Origin of the sequence: Archangium sp., from assembly GCF_036277355.1 — a bacterium.
Taxonomy (GTDB): Bacteria; Myxococcota; Myxococcia; order Myxococcales; family Myxococcaceae; genus Archangium.
In genome coordinates, this window is sequence record NZ_DASUNC010000101.1 from 119,090 (window position 1) to 144,745 (window position 25,656).

General features: G+C 72.1%; 1 protein-coding gene. It reads right to left on the reverse strand.

Annotation, left to right across the window (positions count from 1 at the left end):
- Nucleotides 1–88: 88 nt before the first annotated feature.
- On the reverse strand, nucleotides 89–25,645 hold the full coding sequence (locus tag VFZ09_RS26295; RefSeq protein WP_329730414.1) for a non-ribosomal peptide synthase/polyketide synthase: 25,557 nt from the start codon (nucleotides 25,643–25,645) through the stop codon (nucleotides 89–91).
- Between the last annotated feature and the right edge of the window lie 11 nt (nucleotides 25,646–25,656).

Sequence of the window (25,656 nt, forward strand, 5' to 3'; positions counted from 1 at the left end):
GTGGCTGCTTGATGCTCTTGGATTGACCCGTGACTATTTCCCCTCTCCCGAGGGGAGAGGGGATATGTGCTCACTTCTCCTGAAGGGATCAGCTTGCTTGCTGGAGGGTTCCTCCGGTGACGGCCCGCTTCAGCAGATCTCTCAGCCTCGCGGCCAGGTGCTCCACGTGCGGCATCGCGATGAGGCTGAAGTGATCGCCCGGTACCTCGTGCACCTCCACGCCTCCCCGCGCCAGTGCACCCCAGCCCAGGTCCTTCTCCTGGCCCTCGGGCCCCTCGGCCGCCCTCAGCAGCACCAGTGAGCCTCCGTATGGCTTCGGTTCGTACGTGCGCGAGGCGCTCCGGTTGCGCGCGTACATCCTCCACAACGCTCGCACCTCCTCGGCCGCCGCCTCCTCCACCCCCGGATGGGCTCTCCCCTCCAACACCGACTTCAGCTCCTCCGCGTCCACCTGCTCGAGCACTTCCGCCGCCCTCGGGTGCAGCCCCAACAGCCGAGACAGGTGATCGGCGAACTCGAACACCGTCTGCTCCACCTGTGTCTCCGTGTCCGTCTCCGGCCCGGTTGCTTCTTCACTGCCCCTCGCGTCGATGACGGCCAGCAGCGCCACTCGCTCGCCTCGCGCTTCCAGTTGTCTCGCCATCTCGTACGCCACGCGACCACCCATGGACCAGCCTCCCAACAGGTACGGGCCCTCGGGCTGCACCTCGCGCACCGCTTCCAGGTAGCGCGCGGCCATCTTTTCCACCGTCTCTCCCGACCCGCTCGCGGGCACCTGCAGCCCGTAGAAGGGTTGCTCCGCGTCCAGCCTCCTCGCCAGCTCCAGGTACCCCAGCACGCTGCCTCCCACCGGGTGCACGCAGAAGAAGGGTCTCCCGCTCCCCCCCTTCCTCAGCGTCACCAGCGGCGAGTCCGATGTGCTCCCCGCCTCGATGCGCGCCGCCAGCTTCTCCAGCGTGGGCGCCTCGAACAGATCGATGACCGCCAGCTGGGCCCCGAACAGTGTTCCCACTCGCGCCACCACCTGCGTCGCCAGCAGCGAGTGGCCGCCCAGCTCGAAGAAGTCGTCGTGCACGCCCACTCGTGGCACTCCGAGCAGCTCCCTCCACAGCTCCGCCAGCCGCTGCTCCGTTCCGGTGCGCGGCGCCACGTACTTCTCCTGCGCCTTGCTCTTCGACGGCGCCGGCAGCGCCTTCCGATCCACCTTTCCGTTCGACGTCAGCGGCAGCGCCTCCAGCACCACGAAGGCCGCGGGCACCATGTAGTCCGGCAGCCGCTCCTCCAGGTACTGCCGCAGCCCTCGCTCCTCCAGCGTGCTCCCCGGTCTCCCCACCGCGTACGCCACCAGCTGCTTGTGGCCTCCCGCCTCCTCGCGCGCCACCACCACGCACTCGCTCACGCCGGGATGCTGCCCCAGCGCCGCTTCCACCTCGCCCAGCTCCACCCGGTAGCCACGGATCTTCAACTGGTGATCCACCCGGCCCAGGAACTCGATGCGGCCTCCTTCCACCCACCGCACCCGGTCTCCCGTCCGGTACAGCCTCGCCCCCGGTACCCCACTGAAGCGGTCCGGTACGAAGCGCTCCGCCGTCAGGTCCGGCCGGCCCAGGTAGCCCCGGCCCACGCTCTCGCCGCCGATGTACAGCTCTCCCGGGACTCCCGGCGCCACCGGCTGCTCGTACCCGTCCAGCACGTACACCCGCACGTTCCCCAACGGCCGGCCCAGGGGCACCGACTGCGCCCCCGGCACCCGCGCCCCTCGCTCCACCCTCTGCGCGAGCACCCCCACCGTCGTCTCCGTCGGGCCGTAGTGGTTGTACACCTCGCACTCCGGCGCGAGCGCGTGCACCTTCTCCACCAGTGCCCACTCCGACTTGTCTCCGCCCAGCACCAGCCTCCGGCTCGGCAGCAGCGCCTGCGCGTCCTCTCCCGCCAGCAGCGCCTCCAGGTGCGTCGGGACCACCTTCAGTCCCTCCACCCCGTGCTTCCGTCCGTACTCCGCCATCCGCCCCGCATCCGAGGCCGTCTCCTTCTCCACCAGGTGCACCGTGCCTCCCGCGCATAGCGTGGGGAAGAGCGCCGTGTGCCCCAGGTCCGCCGCCAGCGTCGACACCGACGCGAAGCTCATTCCCCTCGGCAACTCCAGCCGGTTGCTGACTCCCGCCACGTAGCAGGCCAGCTGCCCGTGCTCGATGCACACCCCCTTCGGCCTCCCCGTGCTCCCCGACGTGTAGATGACGTACGCCGCGTTGCCCGGTGATGCACCGCTCTCCGGCGCCTCCTCCGGCTGCGACTCCAGCAGCCCGTCCTCCGCGTCCAGGCTCACCACGAAACCACCCTGCGAGGGCAGCTCCTCCGCCAGCGGCTCCTCCGTGACGATCACCTGCACCCGCGCGTCCTTGAGCACGTGCAGCACCCGCTCCGGGAAGCGCGCCGAGGACGGATCCACCGGCACGTACGCCCCGCCCGCCTTCAGGATGCCCAGCAGGCCCACCAGCGCGTGCGCCTTCCGCTCCACGAACAGGCCCACCCGCGTCTCCGGCGCCACTCCCAGCGCCTTCAGCCAGTGCGCCAGCTGGTTCGCCCGCCGCTCCAGCTCCGCGTAGGTCAGCTGTCCGTCCGCGGCCACCACCGCCACCGCCTCGGGCGTCCTCGCCGCCTGCTCGGAGATGAGCTCGTGGATGCACCGCCGCTCGTACGGCGCCGCGGTGTCGTTCCACTCCACCAACACCCGCCGCCGCTCGTCCTCCGTCAGCAGGGGCAGCTCGGACAGCTGCTGCCGTCCCTCATGGGCGACCACGCCCTCCAGCAGCCGCTGGAAGTGCCTCGCCATGCGCTCCACCGTGGAGGCCTCGAAGAGGTCCGTGCTGTACATCCACGAGCACACCAGCCCCTCCGCCGTCGGATTCACCAGCACCGTCAGGTCCAGCTTGGACGCCACCGGCACCTGATCCTCGTGGCTCAGCTTCAACCCCGGCAGCTCGGGCGCCGACAGCGGCATGTTCTGCAGCACCAGCTTCACCTGGAAGAGCGGCGCGTGCACCGTGCTGCGCTCCGGATTGAGCGCGCGCACCACTTCCTCGAAGGGCACGTCCTGGTGCGAGTTCGCCTCCATCGACACCCGCTTCGCCTGCGCCAGCAGCTCGCGGAACGTGGGGTTGCCCTCCATCTTCAGCCTCAACACCAGCTGGTTGATGAAGAAGCCGATCAGCGGCTCCGTCTCCACGTGGTTGCGGTTGGCCACGTCCGTGCCCACCACCACGTCCGTCTGCCCGCTGTAGCGGTGCAGCATCGACTGGAAGCCCGCCATCAACACCATGAAGAGCGTGGACCGCTCGCGCAGCGCCAGCGCCTCCAGCTTCCGCGTCAGCTCCGCGTCCAGCGTCGACAGCAGCGTGCCGCCCCGGTACGTGCGCACCGCGGGCCTCGGCCGGTCCGCCGGGAGCTCCAGCACCGCCGGTGCCCCCTCCAGCTGCTTCCGCCAGTAGCTCAGCTGGGCCTCCAGCGCCTCGCCCTGGAGCCACTGCCTCTGCCACGCCGCGTAGTCCGCGTACTGCACCGGCAGGTCCGGGAGTCTCGCGGTCCGCTTCTCCTGGTGCGCCGTGTACTGCTCCACCACCTCGCGCACCAGCACTCCCAGCGACCAGCCATCCGAGACGATGTGGTGCATCGTCAGCAGCAGCAGGTGCACCTCGTCCTCGAGCCACAGCAGCGTGGCGCGCATCAGCGGACCCTTGGACAAGTCGAAGGGCCGCTGTGCCTCCACTTCCTTCAGCCGCCGCGTCTCCTGCTCGCGCGTCCCGGGCGGCAGCTCCCGCAGGTCCACCCGGGCCAGCGTCATCTCCACCGCGGGGATGACCCTCTGCGCGGGACCCTGTGGCCCCTCCTCGATGACCGTCCGGAGCGACTCGTGCCGGCGCACCAGCTCCTGGAAGGCGTGCTCCATCGCCCGCATGTCCAGGTTGCCCTCGAACCGCAGGAAGATGGGGATGTTGAACGTGGCGAGCCCGGGCTCGAGCTGCTCCAGGAACCACAGCCGCTGCTGCGCGAACGACAGCGGCATGTGCTCCTGCCGGGTCACCGGGCGCAGGGGCGGGGCCTGGAGTTTCTGGCCCACACCCGCGGCCTCGTCCACTCGCCGGGCCTGGTCCTCCAGCGTCCGGGCCTCGAAGAGCGCCTGCAGGGGCAGCTCCACCTGGAAGGCGCCTCGGATGCGCGACAGCAGCCGCGTGGCCAGCAGCGAGTGGCCTCCCAGCGCGAAGAAGTCGTCCCGCACGCCCACCTGCTCCAGGCCGAGCAGCTCACGCCAGAGGCCCGCGAGCTTGCTCTCCGTGTCCGTGCGCGGGGCGATGAGGGACTCGTCCGCGCGAGGTGCCTCGGGGGCCGGCAGTGCCCGGCGATCCACCTTGCCGTTGCGCGTGAGGGGCAGGGTGTCCAGGACGACGAACGCCGCGGGCACCATGTACTCGGGCAGGCTGTCGCGGAGGAACGTGCGCAGGGCCGCCGTCTCCACGGACTCTCCCGGGCGCGCGGTGACGTATGCCACCAGCCCCGCGCCGCCCGCGAGGTCCTCGCGCGCCACCACCACCGCCTCGCGCACCGCCGGGTGACGGGCGAGCACGCTCTCCACCTCTCCGGGCTCGATGCGCAGGCCGCGCACCTTCACCTGGAAGTCGATGCGTCCGAGGAACTGCAACTGGCCGTCCCTCGACCAGCGGACCTTGTCTCCGGTGCGATACAGGCGCGCACCCGGCTCGGTGCTGAACGGGTTCGGCACGAAGCGCTCGGCGGTGAGCGCGGGCCGGCCCAGGTAGCCGAGCGCCAGTTGCACGCCTCCGATGTACAGATCTCCCGGCACTCCGATGGGCACCGGCCTCAGCGCGGCGTCCAGCACGTACACCCGGGTGTTGGCCACCGGCTTGCCGATGGGCAGCGTGCCGCCGGGCTCCTCGCCCGAGATGGCCGCCCACGTGGCGTCGATGGTGGTCTCGGTGGGACCGTAGAGGTTCACCAGACGGACCTCGGGCAGCACCGCGCGCAGGCGCTCGGCCAGCTCCGAGGGCAGCGCTTCACCGCCGCAGAAGAGCCAGCGCAGGTCCCTGGCCTGGGTCAGCGCGGGCTCGTCCAGCATGAAGCGCAGCAGCGAGGGCACCACCTGGAGGACGTGGATGCGCTGGCGCACCACGCACTCCACCAGGGCCGCCGGGTCACGGTGGGCCTCGGGCGGGGCGAGTACCAGCGGCGCGCCCACCAGCAGCGGCGCCCAGCACTCCCAGACGGAGGCGTCGAAGCTCAGCGGTGTCTTCTGGAGCACCCGCTCTCCGGCGCCCAGCCCGAACGTGGAGAGCAGCCACGCCATGTGGTTGGCCAGCGCCCCGTGGGAGATGAGCGCTCCCTTGGGCTGGCCCGTGCTCCCCGAGGTGTAGAGGACGTAGGCGGGGTACCCGGCGGTGACGCTGGAGGCCGGCAGCGGAGGCGCCTGGGAGATGGTCTCCCAGCCCGTGTCGAGGACCACGAGGTGGCCCGCGAAGGACGGCACGGTGGCGCGCAGGTGCTCCCGGGTGAGGAGCACGGGCGCGGCCGTGTCTTCCAGCATGAAGGCCAGGCGCTCGCGCGGCGCGGAGGGGTCCAACGGGACGTAGGCCGCTCCCGCTTCCAGGATGCCCAGCAGGCCCACCATCAGCTCCAGCGAGCGCTCCATGCACAGCGCCACCCGGTCTCCCGGCTTCACGCCGAGGGCTCGCAAGTGGTGCGAGAGCTGGCGCGCCCGGCGCTCCAGCTCCGCGTAGGTGAGCTGCTGGTCCTCGAACACCACCGCCACCGCATCTGGCGTGCGCGCGGCCTGGGCCTCGAACAGCTCGTGCACTCGGGCTTCACGGGGGAAGTCCGCGTCGGTGGCGTTCCACTCCACCAGCACCTGGCGCCGCTCCGCCTCGGACATGAGCGACAGCTCGGACAGCCGCCGCTCGGGATGCGCCACCGCGTCCTCCAGCAGCAGGCGCAGGTGCTCCATCATCCGCGCCGCCGTGGAGGCCTCGAACAGATCACTCCGGTACTCGAGCTCGCCGCTCAGCCCCTGGGGCGATTCGGTGAAGGAGAGCGAGAGGTCGAACCGGGCGGTGCCACTGTCCAGCGGCAGCGGGTGGACGCGCATGCCGGGCACGCTCAGCTCCGCCGTGGGCGTGTTGAGCAGACCCAGTGCCACCTGGAAGAACGGCGTGCGTCCGAGCTGCTGCCGCGGAGGCTGCAACACCTCGACGAGCTTCTCGAAGGGCACGTCCTGGTGCGCGTACGCCCCGAGCGTCACGTCCTTCACCCGGCCGAGCAGCTCGCGGAAGGAGGGATTCCCCTCCAGGCGGGTCCGCAGCACCAGCGTGTTGACGAAGAAGCCGATGAGCTCCTCCGTCTGGGCCTGGGTGCGTCCGGCGATGGGCGCGCCCACGCAGATGTCGTCCTGTCCCGAGTAGCGGGACAGCACCGTCTGCAGGCCCGCGAGCAGGCCCATGAACAGCGTGGCGCCCTCGCGCTGGCACAGCGCCTTCAGGCCGTGCATCAAGCTCGGGGGCAGCTCCACCTTCAGCGAGGCGCCGGGGTTGCGCGCGTCCGCGGTGCGCGGCCTGTCGGTGGGCAGCTCCAGCGAGGGCGGCGCCCCCTCGAGCTGCTTCTTCCAGTAGCCGAGCTGCTGCTCCAGCACCTCACCCTGGAGCCAGTCGCGCTGCCACGCCGCGTAATCCACGTACTGGATGGGCAGCTCGGGCAGCGGTGAGGACCTTCCCGCGGAGAACGCCGCGTAGAGGGTGACGACCTCGCGGATCAGCACGGCGAGGGACCAGCCGTCCGAGACGATGTGGTGCATCGTCACCAGCAGAAGGTGCTCCCCAGCCGTGAGCCGCAGCAGCTTCGTGCGCAGCAGGGGACCCCGGGCGAGGTCGAACGGCTGGCGCGCGTCCTCGTGCGCCCGGCGCAGGGCCTCCGCCTCGCGCTCCGCGGGCGGCAGGTGCCCCAGGTCCGTCACCTCCAGGGCCCAGGCCGCGGCGGGCGCGATGACCTGGAAGGGCCTGTCCTCGCGGACCCGGAAGGTGGTGCGGAGCGACTGGTGCCGGCGGATCAGCTCGGTGAAGGCACGCTCCAGCGCGGCGGCGTTGAGCTCGCCCTCCAGCCGCAGCGCGGCCGGCATGTTGTAGACCGCGCTCCCCGGCTGGTACTGGTCCAGGAACCACAGCCGCTGCTGGGCGAACGACAGCTCCGCCTCGACCGCGCGCGGGACGATCATCGGGGCGGACACCCGGCGGGTATTGGCCGAGGCCTGGGCCTCGACGCGACGGGCGAGTGCCTCCACGGTGGGAGCCTCGAACAGCGCGCGCAGCGGCAACTCCACGCCGAGCGCCGAGCGCAGACGGGAGACGATCTGCGTGGCCAGCAGCGAGTGGCCGCCGAGGCTGAAGAAGTTGTCGGTGACGCTCAGGCGCGGCAGGCCCAGGACACTGGCGAAGGTGTCCGCGAGCGTCTGCTCCACCGCGGTCCGAGGCGCGACGAAGGGCGCTGCACCGCGCAGGCTGTCCGCGTCGGGGGCGGGCAGCAGGCGGCGGGCCAGCTTGCCACTGGGCGTCAGAGGCAGGGCCTCCAGTCGCACCAGGGCCGAGGGCACCATGTACTCGGGCAGCTTGCGGGCCAGGGTCTGGCGCAGGGCCTCGGGCTCCCAGGCGGTGCCCGCGTGGAGCACCACGTAGCCCACCAGCCGCTTGTCACCCGGAGTGTCCTCGCGCACCAGGGCCGCCGCGTCACGGACGCCAGCCACCTCACGCAGGGCGGCTTCCACCTCGCCCTGCTCGATGCGGAAGCCACGCACCTTCACCTGGCCATCCAGACGGCCCAGGTACTCCACGGTGCCGTCGGCCCTCCAGCGCGCACGGTCTCCCGTGCGGTAGAGGCGGGCTCCCGGCTCGCTGGAGAACGGATTGGGGACGAATTTGTCGGCCGTGAGCTGGGGACGGGCGTGGTAGCCGAGCGCCAGTTGCACGCCGCCGATGAAGAGCTCCCCGCGCACCCCCACGGGACAGGGCTGTCCCTGTGCATCCAGCACGTAGAGCGGGGTGTGAGGCAGCGGCGAGCCGATGGGCGGCAGGCGAGGCCACGAGGCGGGAGGGCCGAGCAACCGGTGGGCGCTCACCACGTGGGTTTCCGAGGGACCGTACTGGTTCTCCAGCACGCACCCGGGCAGCCGCTCGAAGAGGGCCACGAGGGCGGGCGTCACCTGGAGTTGCTCACCGGCCGTCACCACCTCGCGCAGACTGGCGGGCAGGGGCGCGCCATGGGCCACGGCGTCGGCGAGGGCTTGCAGCGCGACGAAGGGCAGGAAGAGCCGCTGCACGCCATGGCGCACCAGGTACGCGAGCAGCGCGGGCATGTCCTGGCGAACCGGGGCGGTGGGGACGACGAGCGTGCCGCCGGCACACCAGGTGGAGAAGAGCTCCTGGAAGGAGACGTCGAAGCTCAGCGAGGCGAACTGGAGGGTGGTGGCCGCCGGGTGGACGGACTGGCGCAGCTGCCACTCCAGCAGGTTGCTCAACGCGCGGTGCGGCAGGGCCACGCCCTTGGGCTTGCCGGTGCTGCCCGAGGTGTAGATGACGTAGCAGGAGGACTCGGGCGACAGCGGGTGGGCCGGAGCATGCGCCGGTTGGCGGGAGAGCGCCTCGGCTTCCGTGTCCACGCACATCCATCCGGCCTGTGCGCCCGTGGAGAGCGAGGAGGCCAGCGAGGACTGTGTGAGCACCAGGGAGACACCCGCGTCCTCGAGCATGAAGGCCAGACGCTCGGAGGGGTAGCCTGGGTCGAGCGGCACATAGGCGGCGCCGGCCTTGAGGACGGCGAGCACGGCCACCACCATCTCCAGCGAGCGCTCCACGCACAGCGCCACCCTGTCTCCAGGGCGTACGCCTCTCGCGTGCATGGCATGGGCGAGCTGGTTGGCGCGGCGCTCCAACTGCGCGTAGGTGAGCTGACTGCTCTCGAACACCACCGCCACGGCGTCCGGCGTGCGCGCGGCCTGGGCCTCGAACAACTCGTGCACGCAGGCGGGGCGTGAAGGTGCCGCCATGGGGGTGTTCCACTCCACCAGGACCTGACGCCGCTCGGCCTCGGACATGAGCGACAGCTCGGACAGGCGCCGCTCGGGATGGGCGACCGCGTCCTCCAGCAGCAGGCGCAGGTGCTCCATCATCCGCGCCGCCGTGGAGGCCTCGAACAGGTCGCTCCGGTACTCCAGTGCACCCTCCACGCCCTGCTCCGACTGGCGCAGCGTCAGCGTGAAGTCGAACTTGGCGGTGCGCGTGTCCAGATCCAGCAGCCGGAGGTCGAGCCCGGGCACGCTCAGCTCCGCCGAGGGCGTGTTGAGCAGCACCAGCGCCACCTGGAAGAAGGGCGTGTGCTCCGGTTGCCGCGGAGGCTGCAACACCTCGACGAGCTTCTCGAAGGGGACGTCCTGGTGCGCGTACGCCCCGAGCGTCACGTCCTTCACCCGGCCGAGCAGCTCGCGGAACGTGGGGTTCCCCTCGAGGCGGGTGCGCATCACCAGCGTGTTGACGAAGAAGCCGACGAGCTCCTCCGTCTGGGTCTGCGTGCGCCCGGCGATGGGCGCGCCCACGCAGATGTCGTCCTGTCCCGAGTAGCGGGACAGCACCGTCTGCAGGCCCGCGAGCAGGCCCATGAACAGCGTGGCTCCCTCGTGCTGGCACAGCGCGCCGAGCTTCTGGATCAGCTCCGGCGGCAGCTCCACCTTCAGCGAGGCGCCGGGATTGCTCGTGTCCGTGGTGCGAGGCCTGTCGGTGGGCAGCTCCAGCGAGGGCGGCGCCCCCTCGAGCTGCTTCCTCCAGTAGCCGAGCTGCTGCTCCAGCACCTCACCCTGGAGCCACTCGCGCTGCCACAGGGCGTAATCCACGTACTGGATGGACAGCTCGGGCAGGGGCGCGGGCCTTCCGGTGACGGAGGCCTCGTACAGCGCCACCATGTCGCGGATCAGCACGGCGATGGACCAGCCATCCGAGATGGTGTGGTGCAGCACGAGGGTCAACAGGTGCTCCCGCTCCGCCAGGCGCATCAGCCTCGTGCGCAGCAGGGGGCCCCGCGCGAGGTCGAACGGCTGGCGCGCGTCCTCTTGCGCCAGGCGCATGGCCTCGGGTTCCCGCTCCGGTCGTGGCAGGTGCCCCAGGTCCGTCACGTCCAGCGTCCGGTGCGAGGCGGGGGCGATGACCTGGACCGGCTTGCCCTCGCGAACCTGGAAGGTGGTGCGGAGCACCTCGTGGCGGCGGACCAGCTCACTGAATGCGCGCTCCAGGGCGCCCACGTCGAGCACGCCCTCCAGCCGCAGGGCGGCCGGCATGTTGTAGAGCGCGGTGCCCGGCTGGTACTGGTCCAGGAACCACAGCCGCTGCTGCGCGAAGGACAGCTCCCCTTCGCTCAGCCCCGTGCGTGGCACCACCACCGCCGCGCGCGCCTCGTTCCCGCCAGTCTGGGTCTGGGCCTCGACGCGGCGGGCGAGGGCCTCCACGGTGGGGGCCTCGAACAGCGCGCGCAGCGGCAACTCCACGCCCAGGGACGAGCGCAGACGGGAGACGATCTGCGTGGCCAGCAGCGAGTGGCCACCCATGCTGAAGAAGTTGTCGGTGACGCTCAGGCGCGGCAGGCCCAGGACGCTGGCGAAGGTGTCCGCGAGCGTCTGCTCCACCGGAGTGCGAGGCGCGACGAAGGGCGCGGCACCGCGCAGGCTGTCCGCGTCGGGAGCGGGGAGCTGGGCGCGGTTCAGCTTGCCACTGGGGTTGAGCGGCAGGGCGTCCAGCCGCACCAGAGCCGAGGGCACCATGTACTCGGGCAGCCGGTTGGCCAGGGCCTGGCGCAGGGCCTCGGGCTCCCAGGCGATGCCCGCGTGGAGCACCACGTAGCCCACCAGCCGCTTGTCACCCGGAGCGTCCTCGCGCACCTGGGCCGTGGCGTCGCGGACGCCCGGGGCCTCGCGCAGGGCGGCTTCCACTTCACCCATCTCGATGCGGAAGCCCCGCACCTTCACCTGGCCATCCAGCCGGCCCAGGTACTCCAGGGTGCCGTCGGCCCTCCAGCGGACGTGATCGCCGGTGCGGTAGAGGCGCGCTCCGGGCTCGCTGGAGAACGGGTTGGGGACGAACCGGTCGGCGGTGACGTGGGGGCGATCGTGGTAGCCGAGCGCCAGCTGCGGGCCGCCCACGAACACGTCTCCGCGCACGCCGATGGGACAGAGCTGGCCGTGCGCATCCAGCACGTAGAGCGGCGTGTTGGGCAGGGGCGAGCCCACCGGCGGCAGACGCGGCCACGAGGTGGGAGGGCCGCGCAGCCGGTGGGCCGTCACCACGTGGGCTTCCGAGGGGCCGTACTGGTTCTCCAGCGCGCACCCGGGCAGCCGCTCGAAGAGGGAGATGAGGGCGGGCGTCACCTGGAGCTGCTCACCGGCCGTCACCAGCTCGCGCAGGCTCGTGGGGAGGGGCGCACCGTGGGCCACGGCGTCGGCGAGGGCCTGCAGCACGACGAAGGGCACGAAGAGCCGCTGCACGCCATGGCGCACCAGCAACGCGAGCAGCGCGGGCATGTCCCGGCGAACCGCGGCGGTGGGGACGACGAGCGTGCCGCCGGTGGCCCAGGTGGTGAAGAACTCCTGGATGGAGACGTCGAAGCTGAGCGAGGAGAACTGGAGGGTGGTGGTGCCTGGGAGGTTGGACTGGCGCAGCTGCCACACCAGCATGTTGCTCAACGCCCGGTGCGGCATGACGATGCCCTTGGGCGTGCCCGTGCTCCCCGAGGTGTAGATGATGTAGGCGGGGTGCCCCGGAGTGACGCCGGAGTCCAGGGGCTCGGAAGACACCTGGGCGAAGGCCCGCCAGGAGGCGTCGAGCTCCAGCACGTGGCCCGAGAAGGGGGGCAGCGTGGCGCGCAGGTGCTCCTGGGTGAGGAGCACGGTCGCGCCGGTGTCCTCGAACATGAAGGTCAGCCGCTCCGCGGGGTAGGCGGGATCCATCGGCACGTAGGAGGCGCCCGCCTTGAGGACGGCGAGCACCGCCACGATCATCTCGAGCGAGCGTTCCAGGCAGATGGCCACCCAGACACCCGGGCGAACGCCCCGCTCGTGCAGGACATGGGCGAGCTGGTTGGCGCGCTGCTCCAACTGGGCGTAGGTGAGCTGGCTGTCCTCGAAGATGACCGCCACCGCGTCCGGGGTGCGCGGGACCTGGGCCTCGAACAGCTCCTGCATGCAGAAGGGGCGGACGGGCTCCGGCGTGGTGGTGTTCCACTCCACCATCAGCTGGCGCCGCTCCGCCTCGGACAGGAGCGAGAGCTGGGAGATGCGCCGCTCGGGGTGGGCCACCGCGTCCTCCAGCAGCAGGCGCAGGTGCTCCATCATCCGCGCCGCCGTGGAGGCCTCGAACAGGTCGCTCCGGTACTCCAGCGTGGTGCTCAGGCCCCGCGGCGTCTCGGTGATGACCAGCGTGAAGTCGAACTTGGCGGTGCCCGAGTCCACCTCCAGCGGCCGGAAGGTGAGCCCGGGCCCCGTCAGCTCCGCCGAGGGCGTGTTGAGCAGCACCAGCGCCACCTGGAAGAAGGGCGTGTGCTCCGGCAGCCGCGGAGGCTGCAACACCTCCACGAGCTTCTCGAAGGGCACGTCCTGGTTCGCGTACGCCCCGAGCGTCACCTCCCTCGCCTGCCTCAACAGCTCGAGGAAGGTCGGGTCCCCGTGCAGCTGGCCCCGCAGCACCAGCGTGTTGACGAAGAAGCCGATGAGCGCCTCCGTCTGGGGCTGGTTGCGCCCGGCGATGGGCGCGCCCACGCAGATGTCCTCCTGGGCCGTGTAGCGCGCCAGCAGCACCTGCAGGCCCGCCAGCAGGCCCATGAACAGCGTGCCCTTCTCACGGCGGCACAGCGCCCTCAGGCCCTGTGTCAGCTCCAGCGGCAGCTCCACCCGCAGCGAGGCGCCGGGATTGCTCGTGTTCGCGGTGCGCGGCCAGTCCGTGGACAGCTCCAGCGCGGGAGGGACTCCCTCGAGCTGCTTCCTCCAGTACTCCAACTGCCGCGTGAGGACCTGTCCCCGCATCCACTCGCGCTGCCACACCGCGTAGTCCGCGTACTGGATGGGCAGCTCGGGCAGCGGCGAGGGCCTTCCCGAAGCGAACGCCGCGTAGAGCGTGACGACCTCGCGGATCAGCACGCCGACGGACCAGGAGTCCGAGACGATGTGGTGCATCGTCACCAGCAGCAGGTGCTCCTCCGCCGTCAGCCGCAGCAGCCTCGCGCGCAGCAGCGGTCCGTGGCCCAGGTCGAAGGGCCGGGCGGCCTCCTCGCGCGCCAGGCGAATCGCCTCCGCTTCCCGCTCCGGCTCCGGCAGATGCCCCAGGGCCTCCACCTCCAGCGCCCAGGGCATGTCGGGCGAGATGACCTGCACCGGCTCGCCTTCATGGGCCCGGAAGGTCGTGTGCAGGGCCTCATGGCGGCGCATCACATCGGCGAAGGCCCGCCCCAGGGCCGCCACGTCGAGCGTGCCCTTCAGCCGCATCGCGGCCGGCATGTTGTAGAGCGCGCTGCCCGGCTGGTACTGGTCCAGAAACCACAGCCGCTGCTGCGCGTACGACAGGGGCAGCAGCTCGCTCCGGGGTACGCGGGTGATGGCGCCTTCCCGGACCGTGGGCTCCTGGGGGCGGACCGGGACGGAGGTGTTCTGGGTGGGCTCCACCGGGGCCGGACGGCGCCGGGCCGTGGGCGTGAGAACCTCCACCTCGCCGTCCGCGCGGTAGCGGGCGGGCGTGCCGGTGCCATACAGGCGGGCCTCCGTGCCATCGGGCGAGGCACGGAGCCGGGTCCGGGTCAGCTCGGGCGACTTCCAGAAGCCCAGGGGCGCCGCGTCTCCCCCGAGGAACAGCTCGCCCACCACGCCCACCGGGGCGCGGCGTCCCGTGGCGTCCAGCACGAACCGCGAGGTCCGGGGCGCTGTGTCCCTCGTATCGGGCAACAGGGACACGGGGGCCACCACGCGCGCGGAGGCCACCCGCTTCAGCGAATCGGCCACGTCCGCCGGGAGCCCATCGGCTTCATCGAGCACCAGCGTGCGCACCGGGCCGAGCACCTGGGCCGCATCCGGCATCCTCGCGAGCGACCGCGCGAGCGCGGCGGTGCAGCGCAGGTGGGCCGGAGGGCTGGCGCGCAGCGTCTCCGTCAACACCTGGAGGCCATCCGCCTCCACGAGCACCGGAGCGGTGGGCGCGGGGGCCTGTCCCTCCTGGCTCCGGCGGCGCAGCACGTCCAGGTGCCGCAGGCCCTCCATGGCGGCCTCATGGCCCAGGCCGAAGTCGATGAGGCACGCCACCTCGTCCACGTCCGCCTGGCGCAGCTGCTCCACGCGGGCCGCGAGCGTCTCGGGCGTTCCGAACATGCCGCCCGCCTCCAGGTACCGGGAGACGCCCTGCTGCAGCAGGACCTCCATGTCCTGGGGCGTGAGGTCGCGCACGTCGAAGCCCAGGCCCTGATTCGCCACCAGCCCGTTGAACAGCTCCACCGAGCTGCGGAAGTAGCGGGTGAGCGGCTCGCGCGCCTGGCGCTTCACGTCCTCCTGGCTGCCCGCCACGAAGGTGTGGAGCATCAGCACCACGTGGCCCCGGCCGTGCCCCGCCTTGCGCCGCGCCTCGCGGTAGAGGGCGATCTTCTTCGCCAGCTCCTCGAAGTCCTGTCCCAGCCCCAGCACGTTGGTGAGCAGGCCCGTGCCCAGCTCGCCCGCCAGCCGGAAGGTCTCCGGGTTGAAGGCGGCGGTGATCCAGATGGGCAGCTCCTCCTGCACCGGCCGGGGTCGGATGGAGATCTCCACCTCGTTCCCGGCGCCGTTCTCGCGGCGCACGGAGCCGCCGCGCCACAGGGTGCGCACCTCCTCCACCCCGCGCCGGATGGCCTCGGGGCGCTGATGGAAGTTCTGGGGCGCGAAGACGAAGTCGTTCGCGTTCCAGCCCGTCGCGAAGGACACGCCCGCACGGCCATCGGAGAGGTTGTCGATGACGGACCACTCCTCGGCCACGCGGATGGGATCATGCAGCGGGAGCACCACGCTGCCCGCGCGCAGGGAGACGCGCTCGGTGACCATGGCCAGCGCCGCGCTCGTGGCGGTGGGGCTGGGGTAGGGGCCGCCGAAGGCATGGAAGTGCCGCTCGGGCGTCCACACCGCGCTGAAGCCGTGCGTGTCGGCGAACTTCGCTCCGTCGATGAGCAGCTGGTACTTCTTCCGGCCCGAGGCCTCCGCGTCGTTGGCGAAGTAGAAGAGGCTGAAGTCCAGCGGCCGGGCCGTGGTCCGCTCCGGGCGGAGCGCCACGAGCCGCGCCGTGGGCTGCACCGGGAACACCACCTGGAGCCCGCGAGCGAGTGCCCAGAGCAGCTCCACGCCCGCCGGATCCACGGAGGCGTCCGAGGCGCTCAGCCACGTCTCACCCGGGCGCGTGTCCACGCGTGCATCCAGCGCGGCGAAGCGGTGGAGCAGGTTGCGGTGGCTCCACATCAGGCGCGGACGTCCACCGTCCTCCGTCTCCCGCACGAGGCAGGCCAGGCTGTCAGCGGCCACGGACGGCGGGGTGGATCCGGCCGGCGGCTCACCGGAGAGCGAGAGACGGATGACCCGGCCCTCGTCCACGCCCGGAGGCAGCGGCAGCGAAGCGCTGGTGATGAGCAGGGGCGGGGTGCCGTCCAGCCCGAGCGAGGACAGCTCTTCGGCGTGCTCCCGCGAGACGAGCGCATGGGCACCACCGGAGGCCAGCACGCCCCACAGGGCCACCGCGCGCTCGGGAGAAGGCTCCAGGTACACGGCCACGGGGACACCCGGGCCCACGCCGCGGGCACGCAGTCCGGACGCGAGCGCGTACGCATGGGCACGCAGGGCCCGCCACGTCAGGCGCTGCTCTCCACGGCGGAGCGCCACCGCATCCGGCGTGCGCTCGGCCTGGGTGGACAGCAGGGCGGGGAGAGAGAGGGTCTCGGAGGCTCCGGCCAGCGGGGCTCCCGTCCGCTCCGGCGCTGCCTCCAGGGACAGCTGGGACAGGGGCTTGTTGGGCGAGGCCACCGCATCCGTGAGCAACGCCTCCAACTGCGCGAGCAGCCGGACGATGGTGGCGGCGTCGAACAGATCGACGGCGTACTCCAGCGTGCCGGAGAAGCCGCTCGCGTCCTCGCGCATCAGCAGCGTGAGGTCCGCGAGTGACGTGCCGTACTGCGCGGGCAGTCCGGTGACGTCGAAGTAGCTCAACCGCAGACCCGGGAACTCCAGGATGGGCGCGGACACGTCCTGCGTGTGCAGCAGGAAGATGGCGTCGAACAGGCGCGACAGCCGAGTCTCCTCACCGGGCTCGAGCTCGCCCAGGAGCTGCTCGTAGGGCACGTCCGGGTGGGCGAAGGCGGTGAGCGTGGTGTCGCGGACGCGGAGCGCCAGCGAGCGGAAGCTCGGGTCTCCCTCCAGGGAGGTGCTCAGGGCCAGGGCGTGCGCCACGTAGCCGATCTGCGGCTCCAGCTCGGGGCGGGTCCGGTTGCCGATGGAGGTGCCCACGAGGATGTCCTCCTGACCCGAGCAGCGGGCCAGGAGCGCCTTGAAGCCGGCGAGCAGCGTCATGTACGGCGTGAGGCCCTCGCGCTGGCTGAAGGCCTGGAGCGCGGTGCCGAGCGCCTGGGGGAATGCGAACGAGTGCCGGGCACCGCGGCGGCGCGCACCCTCGGCGCGGGGACGATCCAGCGGGAGGGGCAGGGGACCCGGTCGCCGCGCGAGCTGCTTGCGCCAGTACGCCTGTTGCGCCGAGAGCGTGCCGTCGGAGAGGGCGCGGCGCTGCCAGACGGTGAAGTCGATGTACTGGATGGGCAGCTCGGGCAGGGGCACGGGCCGCCCGTGGACGAAGCCGGTGTAGAAGGCCACCGCCTCCCGGATGAAGTTCACCAGGGACAGCGTGTCCGCCACGATGTGGTGGATGGTGACGAGCAGGATGGACTCGGCCTCGGCCATCCGGAGCAGCTGCACGCGGACCAGCGGACCCCGGTCGAGCGGGAAGGGCTCGGCGGGCGCGAGACGGGCCAGCCGCATCGCCTCGGCCTCGCGGTCCCCGGCGAAGCCGCGCAGATCCACCACGGGCAGGGAGATGCGCACCTCGGAGAGGATGCGAGGCACGGCCCGGCCGTCCACCTGGGTGAAGACGGTGCGCAGCGACTCGTGCCGGCGGATGACCTCGTTGAGGCCGCGCTCCAGGAGGTCGGGCCGCAGCGCGCCGGAGATCCGGATCGCGAGCGGCTCGTTGAAGATGGAGCTACCCGGCTCGCGCAGCTCCATCTCCCAGACGCGCTCCTGCACGTAGGACAGGGGGCTCTCCCCGGTACGCGGGACGGGGAGCATCGCCGCCGCGGGGGCCTCGCCGGACGGCAGCTCCACCTGGAGCCGGGCCTCGATGCGCGCGGCCAGGCCCGCGATGGTGGGCGCCTCGAAGAGATCGCTCAGGGGGATCTGCACCCGGAACGTCTCGCGCAGCCGCGTGAGGAGCTGCGCCGCCATCAGCGAGTTGCCACCGAGGTCGAGGAAGCTGTCGTCCGGACCGATGTCCTCCACGCCCAGCCGCTCGCGCCACAGCTCCGTCAGGCGCTGCTGGATGTCACCCTGGGGCGCACGCGCTTCGGGCGTCACGGGAGTCACGGGCGCCGGCACGGTGGCCACGGCAGCGGGCGCGGGAACGGGCGCGGCGGCCGGGAGCGGCAGGGGAAGGACGGGCCGCTCCTCCAGGGTGATCCGCTTCTCCTCGAAGGGATAACCGGGCAGCGGGATGCGGCGGCGGTGCTCGTGGGCGTGGAAGCCCTTCCAGTCCACGGCCGCGCCCGCGCGCCAGAGCGCTCCGAGGGACTCGAGCAGGGTCTGGGCATCGGACGTGGAGGTGCCACTCCGGCGGAGCGAGGGCACCACCAGCGCCTCACGCACGTTCCGCAGGCGCGGTTTGACGAGCGCGGTGAGGGCCTGATCCGGGCCGGCCTCGATGAACCAGCCGCAGCCGGCGTCCACCAGTGCGTCCAGTCCGGAGGCGAAGCGCACGGGCTCGCGCATCTGCCGGGCCCAGTAGCGCGGGGAGGTGGCCTCCTCGGGGCGGATCCACGTGCCGGTGAGGCTGGACACGAAGGGAATGGCGGGCGCGTTCAACGTGAGTCCGGCCACGGCCCGCTCCAGCTCGGCCATGACGGGCTCCACCGCGCGCGAGTGGAACGCGTGCGCCGCGGCGAGCCGCATCACGCCCACGCGGCGCGCGGACAGCTGGCGCTCCAGGGACTCCAGTGCCTCGGTGGGGCCGGACACGGTGCAGCGATCCGGGCCGTTGAGGGCGGCGAGCTCCAGCTCACTGGAGAGCAGCGGCGCCACCTCCGAGGCGGAGAGCCCCACCCCGAGCATGCCGCCGGGCGGGAGCCGGGACATGAGCTCGCCGCGAACGACGGCCAGCCGGAGCGCGTCCTCCAGGGAGAGCACCCCGGACAGACACGCCGCCGTGTACTCACCGAAGCTGTGGCCGAGCAGCGCGGAGGGCTTGAAGCCGAAGCCCATCCACAGCCGCGCGAGCGCGTACTCCACCGACAGGATCGCGGGCAGCGCGAAGCGGGGCTCGGCGAGACGCGCCTCCGCCCGGGCCTCGGTGCCGGGCTCGGGGATGAGCACCGGGCGCAGGTCCTCGGACAGGCCCGCTCTGGGCAGCAGCGCCAGGCAGGCGTCCAGCTCACGCCGGAAGAGAGGCTCGGTCGCGTACAGCTCCTGGGCCATCCGGACGGACTGCGCGCCCTGGCCAGGGAAGAGGAAGGCCACCCGGCGGGAGCGAGCGGCCTCCAGGTCACGCACCTCGGACGGAGTGCCCGGATGGCGCAGCGCACGCAGCAGGCCCGCGGCGTCCTCCGCGACCAGCGCACGGCGGAACTCGAAGGCCTTGCGGCCCACGTTGCGCGTGAAGGCCAGGTCCGCCAGCTCCACCTCCGGGTGGGTCGCGACGAAGCCGGCCAGCGCGTGCGTCATGGCCTCCAGCGCGGAGGCGCTCCGGGCGGACAGCGTGATGAGCTGCCGGGTGCGGTGGCTGCCCTGTCCGCCGCCGCCGTGGCGGGGGGCTTCCTCCAGCACCACGTGGGCGTTGGTGCCGCCGATGCCGAACGAGCTGACACCGGCCCTCCTCGGGCCCTCTCCGCGCTCCCAGGTGCGCGGGGCGGTGTTCACGAAGAAGGGGCTGTGCTCGAAGTCGATCTCCGGGTTGGGCCGCTCGAAGTGGAGGCTCGGGGGCAGCTCGCCATGGTGCAGCGCGAGGGCGGCCTTGATGAGGCCGGCGATGCCCGCGGCGGTGTCCAGGTGCCCGATGTTGGTCTTCACCGAGCCGATGGCGCAGTAGCCCGTGCGGTCCGTCTGGGCGCGGAAGGCGCGGGTGAGCGCGGCGATCTCGATCGGATCTCCCAGCGAGGTGCCGGTGCCGTGGGCCTCCAGGTAGCCGATGCTGGAGGCATCCACGCCCGCCGAGGCCAGGGTGCGGGCGATGACCTCGCTCTGTCCCTGGACGCTGGGCGCGGTGTAGCTGACCTTGGCGGACGCGTCGTTGTTGAGGGCCGAGCCCTTGATGACGGCGTAGACGTGGTCCCCATCACGGAGGGCGTCCGAGAGCCGCTTGAGCACCACCACACCCAGGCCGTTGCCGAGCACGGTGCCACGGGCGCTCGCGTCGAACGCGCGGCAGTGGCCATCGGGAGAGAGGATCATCCCCTCCTGGAAGAGGTAGCCGGTGCGCTGCGGCAGCGAGACCTTCACCGCGCCAGCGAGCGCCAGGTCCGACTGGCGGGTGCGCAGGCTCTGGCAGGCCAGGTGGACGGCGACCAGGCCGGTGGAGCAGGCGGTATAGACGTTGAGGCACTCCCCCGAGAGCCCGAGCTTGTAGGCCGTCTTGGTGGCCACGTTCTCGCCACTGGTGGTGCCGAGCGCCTCGAACAACGAGGCCGGGTCCTTGCGCGTCTGGCCGAGCAGGGAGAGCAGGTGCACGCTCGAGGTTCCCGCTCCGGCATGGAGCGAGATGGGCCCCTGGAAGCGCTCCGGGTCGTAGCCGGCGTCTTCCAGCGCATGCCACGCGCACTGGAGGAAGAGCCGCTGCTGCGGATCCATCCACTGCGCCTCTCGCGGAGACAGCTCGAAGAAGCGGGCATCGAACCCGTCCGCGCCCTCGAGCACTCCGCCCGCGGGGACGAAGTCCGGATGATCGCGCAGCGAGTCGGGGAACAGCGGCGAGGGCTCCAGCTCCTCGGGAGCGAAGCGCGAGATGGACTCCACGCCCTGGCGCAGGTTCTCCCAGAAGGCGTGGACATCGTTCGCACCGGGGAAGCGTCCGGCCATGCCGATGAGCGCGATGTCGTGGGAGCCGTCATCCCCGGAAGAGGCGGGGCGCGGCGCGGGCTCGGGGGCGCGGGCCGGGAGCTCCCGCTCCAGCCGAGCGGCCAGCTTGCTCACGGTGGGGTGCTCGAAGAGGTGGGTGACCGGGAGGGTCTGGCCCAGCTCGTCGCGCAACTGCGTGCTCGCCTTCACCACCAGCAGCGAGCTGCCGCCCAGGTCCTCGAAGAAGTGGTCGTGCAGCCCCACCCGAGGCACCTCGAGCACGCGGGCCCAGACCGCGGCGATGCGCCGCTCCAGCTCGGAGCGAGGCTCGGCGAAGGGCGCGTCCGGCGCTGGGCTCACCGCCTCGGGCGAGGGCAGCGCCTGGCGATCCACCTTGCCGCCCGGGGTGATGGGGAGCGCCTCCAGCCGCACGAAGGAGGAGGGCACCATCACCTCGGGGAGCTGCTCCTTGAGGAAGCGCCGCAGGGCCGCCGCCTCCAGCTCCTCACCGGCCACGACGTACGCCACCAGCCTCGACTCACCGGCGCCCTCGCGTGGGACGACGACCACCTGGCGCACGCCGGGGTACAGGCCCAGCGCGGCCTCCACCTCGCCGAGCTCCACCCGCACGCCACGCACCTTCACCTGCGCATCGCGCCGCCCGAGGAACTCCAGGCGTCCATCCGGCAGCAGGCGCACCAGGTCCCCCGTGCGGTACAGCCGCTCGCCCGCGAGGGTGGCGAAGGGGTTGGGCACGAAGCGCTCGGCGGTGAGCGCGGGACGGTTCAGGTAGCCACGAGCCACGCCCACGCCGCCCACGTACAGCTCGCCGGGGATGCCCACGGGGACGGGCTCCATCCGAGAGTCCAGCACGTACGTCTGGGCGCCCGGAATGGCGCGGCCGATGGACGGCTGGCGGGGATCCACGTCCAGCTCCATGGTCGCGCAGACGGTCGCTTCGGTGGGGCCGTAGAAGTTGAGGAAGCGGCGGCCGTTCTTCCAGCGCCGGGCCAGCTCCGGCGTGCACGCCTCGCCAACGGAGGCCACCACGGCCAGGGCGGGCAGGGTCTCGGGCTCCAGCGGAGCGAGCGAGGTGGGCGTGGCGGTGATGACGGTGATGGCCTTCTCCGCGAGCACCTGCTGCAGCGGAGGGCCGGGCAGCAGCGACTCGGGCGGGGCGAGCACCAGCTCCGCGCCGCGGAGCAGCGTGGAGAAGATCTCACTGACGGAGGCATCGAAGCCGATGGCCGCCATCTGGAGGAATCGGCTGCCCGGGCGCAGGCCGAGGGCCTCGTAGGTGGCGCGGGCGGTGTTGCACAGGCCGCGGTGCTCCAGCAGGGTGCCCTTGGGCGTACCGGTGGAGCCGGAGGTGAAGATGACGTAGGCGAGGTTCGAGGGCGTGACGGCCGGCGCGGGCGAGAGCGCCGTCTCCGGCTGGAGCGCCAGCGAGGCGCGCTCGGTGTCCAGGAGCACCAGCAGCTCGCCCTGGGAGCCCAGGGAATCCGCGAGCGCCTCCCGGCTGACGAGCACGGGCACGCGGGCCTCGCGGAGCATCAGCTCCAGACGGGCGGACGGGTAGCGGGTGTCGAGCGGCAGGAAGGCGCCACCGGCCTTGAGCACGCCGAGCATCGCCACCACGAGCTCCGGCGTGCGCTCCAGGTGGATGCCCACGAGCACGTCGGGCCCGACGCCGAGGGAGCGCAGGTGCCAGGCGAGCTGGTTCGCACGCGCCTCCAGCTCCCGGTAGGTGAGGGACGACTCTCCCAGGGAGACGGCGGTGGCGTCGGGGGTGAGCCGCGCCTGCTCCTCGAAGAGGCGGTGCGCACACTCCTCCCGGGTGGCGGGTGCGGTGCGGCTCCATTCCACGAGCGCGAGGTGCCGCTCCTCCTGGGAGAGCAGGGGCAGCTCGGAGACGCGGCGCTCGGGGGCCGCGGCGGCGCTCTCGAGTAGCAGGCACAGGTGTCCCAGCATGCGGGAGACGGTGCTCACGTCGAAGAGGTCGGTGGCGTACTCGCAGAGCAGCTCGAGGCCGTGGGCGGTGTCGGTGGCGGAGAGGGTGAGGTCGAGCTTGGTGGCGCCGGTGTCGCCCAGGGTGCTCTCCAGGGACAGGCCCGATCGGCCCAGGGACGTGGGCGCGGCATCCTGGAGCACCAGCTTCACCTGGAAGACGGGCGCATGGGCGAGGCTGCGCTCCGGGTTGAGGCCACGCACCAGCTCGTCGAAGGGCAGGTCCTGGTGGGCCCAGACGTCCAGGGTCTCCTGGTGGAGCCGGGCGAGCAGCTCGCGGAAGGTGGGCGAGCCGGCGAGGTTGCCGCGCACGGGGAGCTGGTTGACGAACAGGCCGATGAGCCCGGCGGTCTCGGGGCGGGCGCGCTGGGCGGTGTCCACGCCGACGACGAGGTCCTCCTGGCCGGTGTAGCGGTGCAGCAGGAGCTGGAAGCCGGCGAGCAGGGTGACGAAGGGGGTGGTGCCCTCGCGGCGTGCGAGTGCCTTCACGCGCTCCCAGGCCGCCGGAGCGAGCCGCCGGACCACCTGCGCGCCCTGGTAGGACTGGGCCCGGGGCCGGGCACGGTCACCGGGCAGCTCCAGGACGGCGGGAGCCCCGGCGAGGTGCGCCTTCCACCAGCCCATGAGGTCCTCGAGCCGCTCGCCCCGCAGCCATTCCCGCTGCCAGAGCGCGTAATCCGCGAACTGGATGGGCAGTGCGTCGAGCGCGGGCGTGTGCCCGGCGGAGAAGGCCCGGTGGAGCTCCTCCAGCTCGCGCACCAGGACGCGCATGGACCAGCCATCCGCGATGATGTGGTGCAGCGTGAGCAGCAGCACGTGCCGCTCGGCACCGAGGCGCAGCAGGGTGGCCCGGAGCAGGGGCCCTCGGGACAGCTCGAAGGGGCGTTGTGCCTCCTCGCGCGAGAGGCGCTGTGCCTCCTGCTCGCGCGTGCCCTCTGGCAGCCCGCTCAGGTCCACGAAGGCGAGCGGCAGTGCCTGCTCGTCCAGGATGTGCTGGTACGGCTCGCCGTCCTTCTCGAGGAACACCGTGCGGAGGGACTCGTGCCGCTGTACCAGTGCCTGGAGGCTCCGCTCCAGCGCGGGCACATCCAGGGCTCCGCTCAACCGGGAGACCACGGGGAGGTTGTAGAAGGCACTGCCCGGCTCGAGCCGGTCGAGGAACCACAACCGCTGCTGCGCGAAGGAGAGCGGGGGGGACGCGGTGCGGGGAGCGCGCGGAATCGCCGGACGCGCACCGGCCGCCGCCTTCCGGGCGGAGAGCTCGCGGGCCAGCGCCGAGGCGCTCACGCCGCTCAACAGCGTCTCCATGGGAAGCGGCACACCCAGGGCCTTCTCCAGCCCGTGCGCCAGCTCCACCGCGGCGAGCGAGTCCAGACCCAGCCGGGTGAGCGGCATGTCCGGATCCAACGACTCCGCGGGAGCACCCAGCCGCTCGGCGATCCGTGCCAGCACCAGGGCCTCCAGCTCACTGGAGGCGGCGCGAGGAGCGGGGGAGGGCGCGGACGGTGCCGGCGGGGTGGACTCCGAGGCGTGCCAGGCCTGGACCACGCGGAGCTCGCCCGCGAGGAAGGCGGTGCGGCAGGCCCGGCGCTGCACCTTGCCGCTGGATGTTTTTGGCAGACTGCCCGGCTCGATGAGCACCAGCGCATGGGGCCGCACCTCGTGCCCCTCGGCGAGCCGCTGCCGGATGGCGCCCAGGAGGTCCTCCGCGGTGCCGTCCAGCTTGCGCGGGTCCACCTCCTGCACCACCACGAGCCGCTCCTCGCCGTCGAGCTCGACGCCAAAGGCGGCACCACACCCGGGCCGGAGCGCCGGGTGGCTCTGCTCCACCGTGAGCTCCAGGTCCTGGGGATAGAGGTTGCGGCCGCGCAGGATGAGGAGATCCTTGCGCCGCCCGGTCACGTACAGCTCGCCCCCGTCGAGGAAGCCCAGGTCTCCGGTGCGGAGGAACGGCCCCTCGCCGCTGGCGGTGTGCGCGCGGAACGTGGCCACCGACTCCTCCGGCTGCTGCCAGTAGCCCCGGGCCACGCTGGGACCACTCACCCAGATCTCCCCGACCTCACCGGGCGGGAGCTGCCGGAGGGACTCGGGATCCACCACGGCGACGCGTTGCGCTCCCAGCGCTGCGCCGCAGCCCACCAGCGTGCGGACCTCGCTCCGCGTGCGAGGCTCCACCGCGAGACCCCGCTCGAGCGCGAGGGCCTCCACCTCACGCACGCGGGGCGGCTCGGACTTCGCGCCGCCCGAGACGATGAGGGTGGCCTCGGCCAGGCCGTAGCAGGAGTAGAACGCCTCGCGGCGGAACCCGTGGGGGGCGAAGGCCTCGGTGAACCGGTCCAGCGTGCTGGCGCGGATGGGCTCGGCGCCGCAGAACGCGACCTCCCAGCGGCTCAGGTCGAGCCCCTCGCGCTCCTCGGGAGCGATGCGGCGGACGCACAGCTCGAAGGCGAAGTTGGGCCCGCCGCTGATGGTGCCGCCGAAGCGGGTGAGGGCCTCCAGCCAGGCGCGAGGGCGCTTGAGGAAGGACAGCGGCGACATCAACGCGGTGTGGAAGCCCTGGGACAGCGGCACGAGGATGCCGCCGATGAGCCCCATGTCGTGGTAGGGCGGCAGCCAGATGACGCCGGTGCTGTCCTCGCGCGTCTGGAAGGCGCCGCGGATCAGCTCCAGGTTGTGCAGCAGGTGGGCGTGACTGAGCATCACGCCCTTGGGGGTGCCGGTGGAGCCCGAGGTGTACTGGAGGAAGGCGAGCGAGTCGCTCGTCACGTCCGGCCGCTTCCAGCCCGCCTCCGCCCCCGGGGCGAGCTCATCGGTGGCCACCCAGCGCAGGGCCCTGAGGTCCGGGGCGGCCTCGAAGAGGAGCTCCGCCATGGAGAGGACGAAGGAGGTGGTGAGCACCACCGTGGCGCGCGAGTCCTGGATGATGGCCCTCAGCCGGGGCAGGGTGCGCTCCAGGCGCGAGGGATCCGGCGGGTAGGCCGGGACCGCCACCAGGCCGGAGAAGAGACACCCGAAGAAGCCGGTGAGGTACTCGGCGCCCGGGGGATAGAGGAGCACGGCGCGCTCGCCCGCGGGCGCCAGCTCCTGGAGGACGGCGCCGATGCGCCGAGCGCGCGTGGACAGCTCCCCTCGCGTCAGCGGAACCCCCTCCGCGTCCCCTTCCTCCAGGAAGGTGTAGAGGCGCTGCTCCGAACGGGTGGCACTTCGCTCTTCGAGGAGTTCGATGAGGGAACGTGGCTGGGGCATGGTCGAGGGTG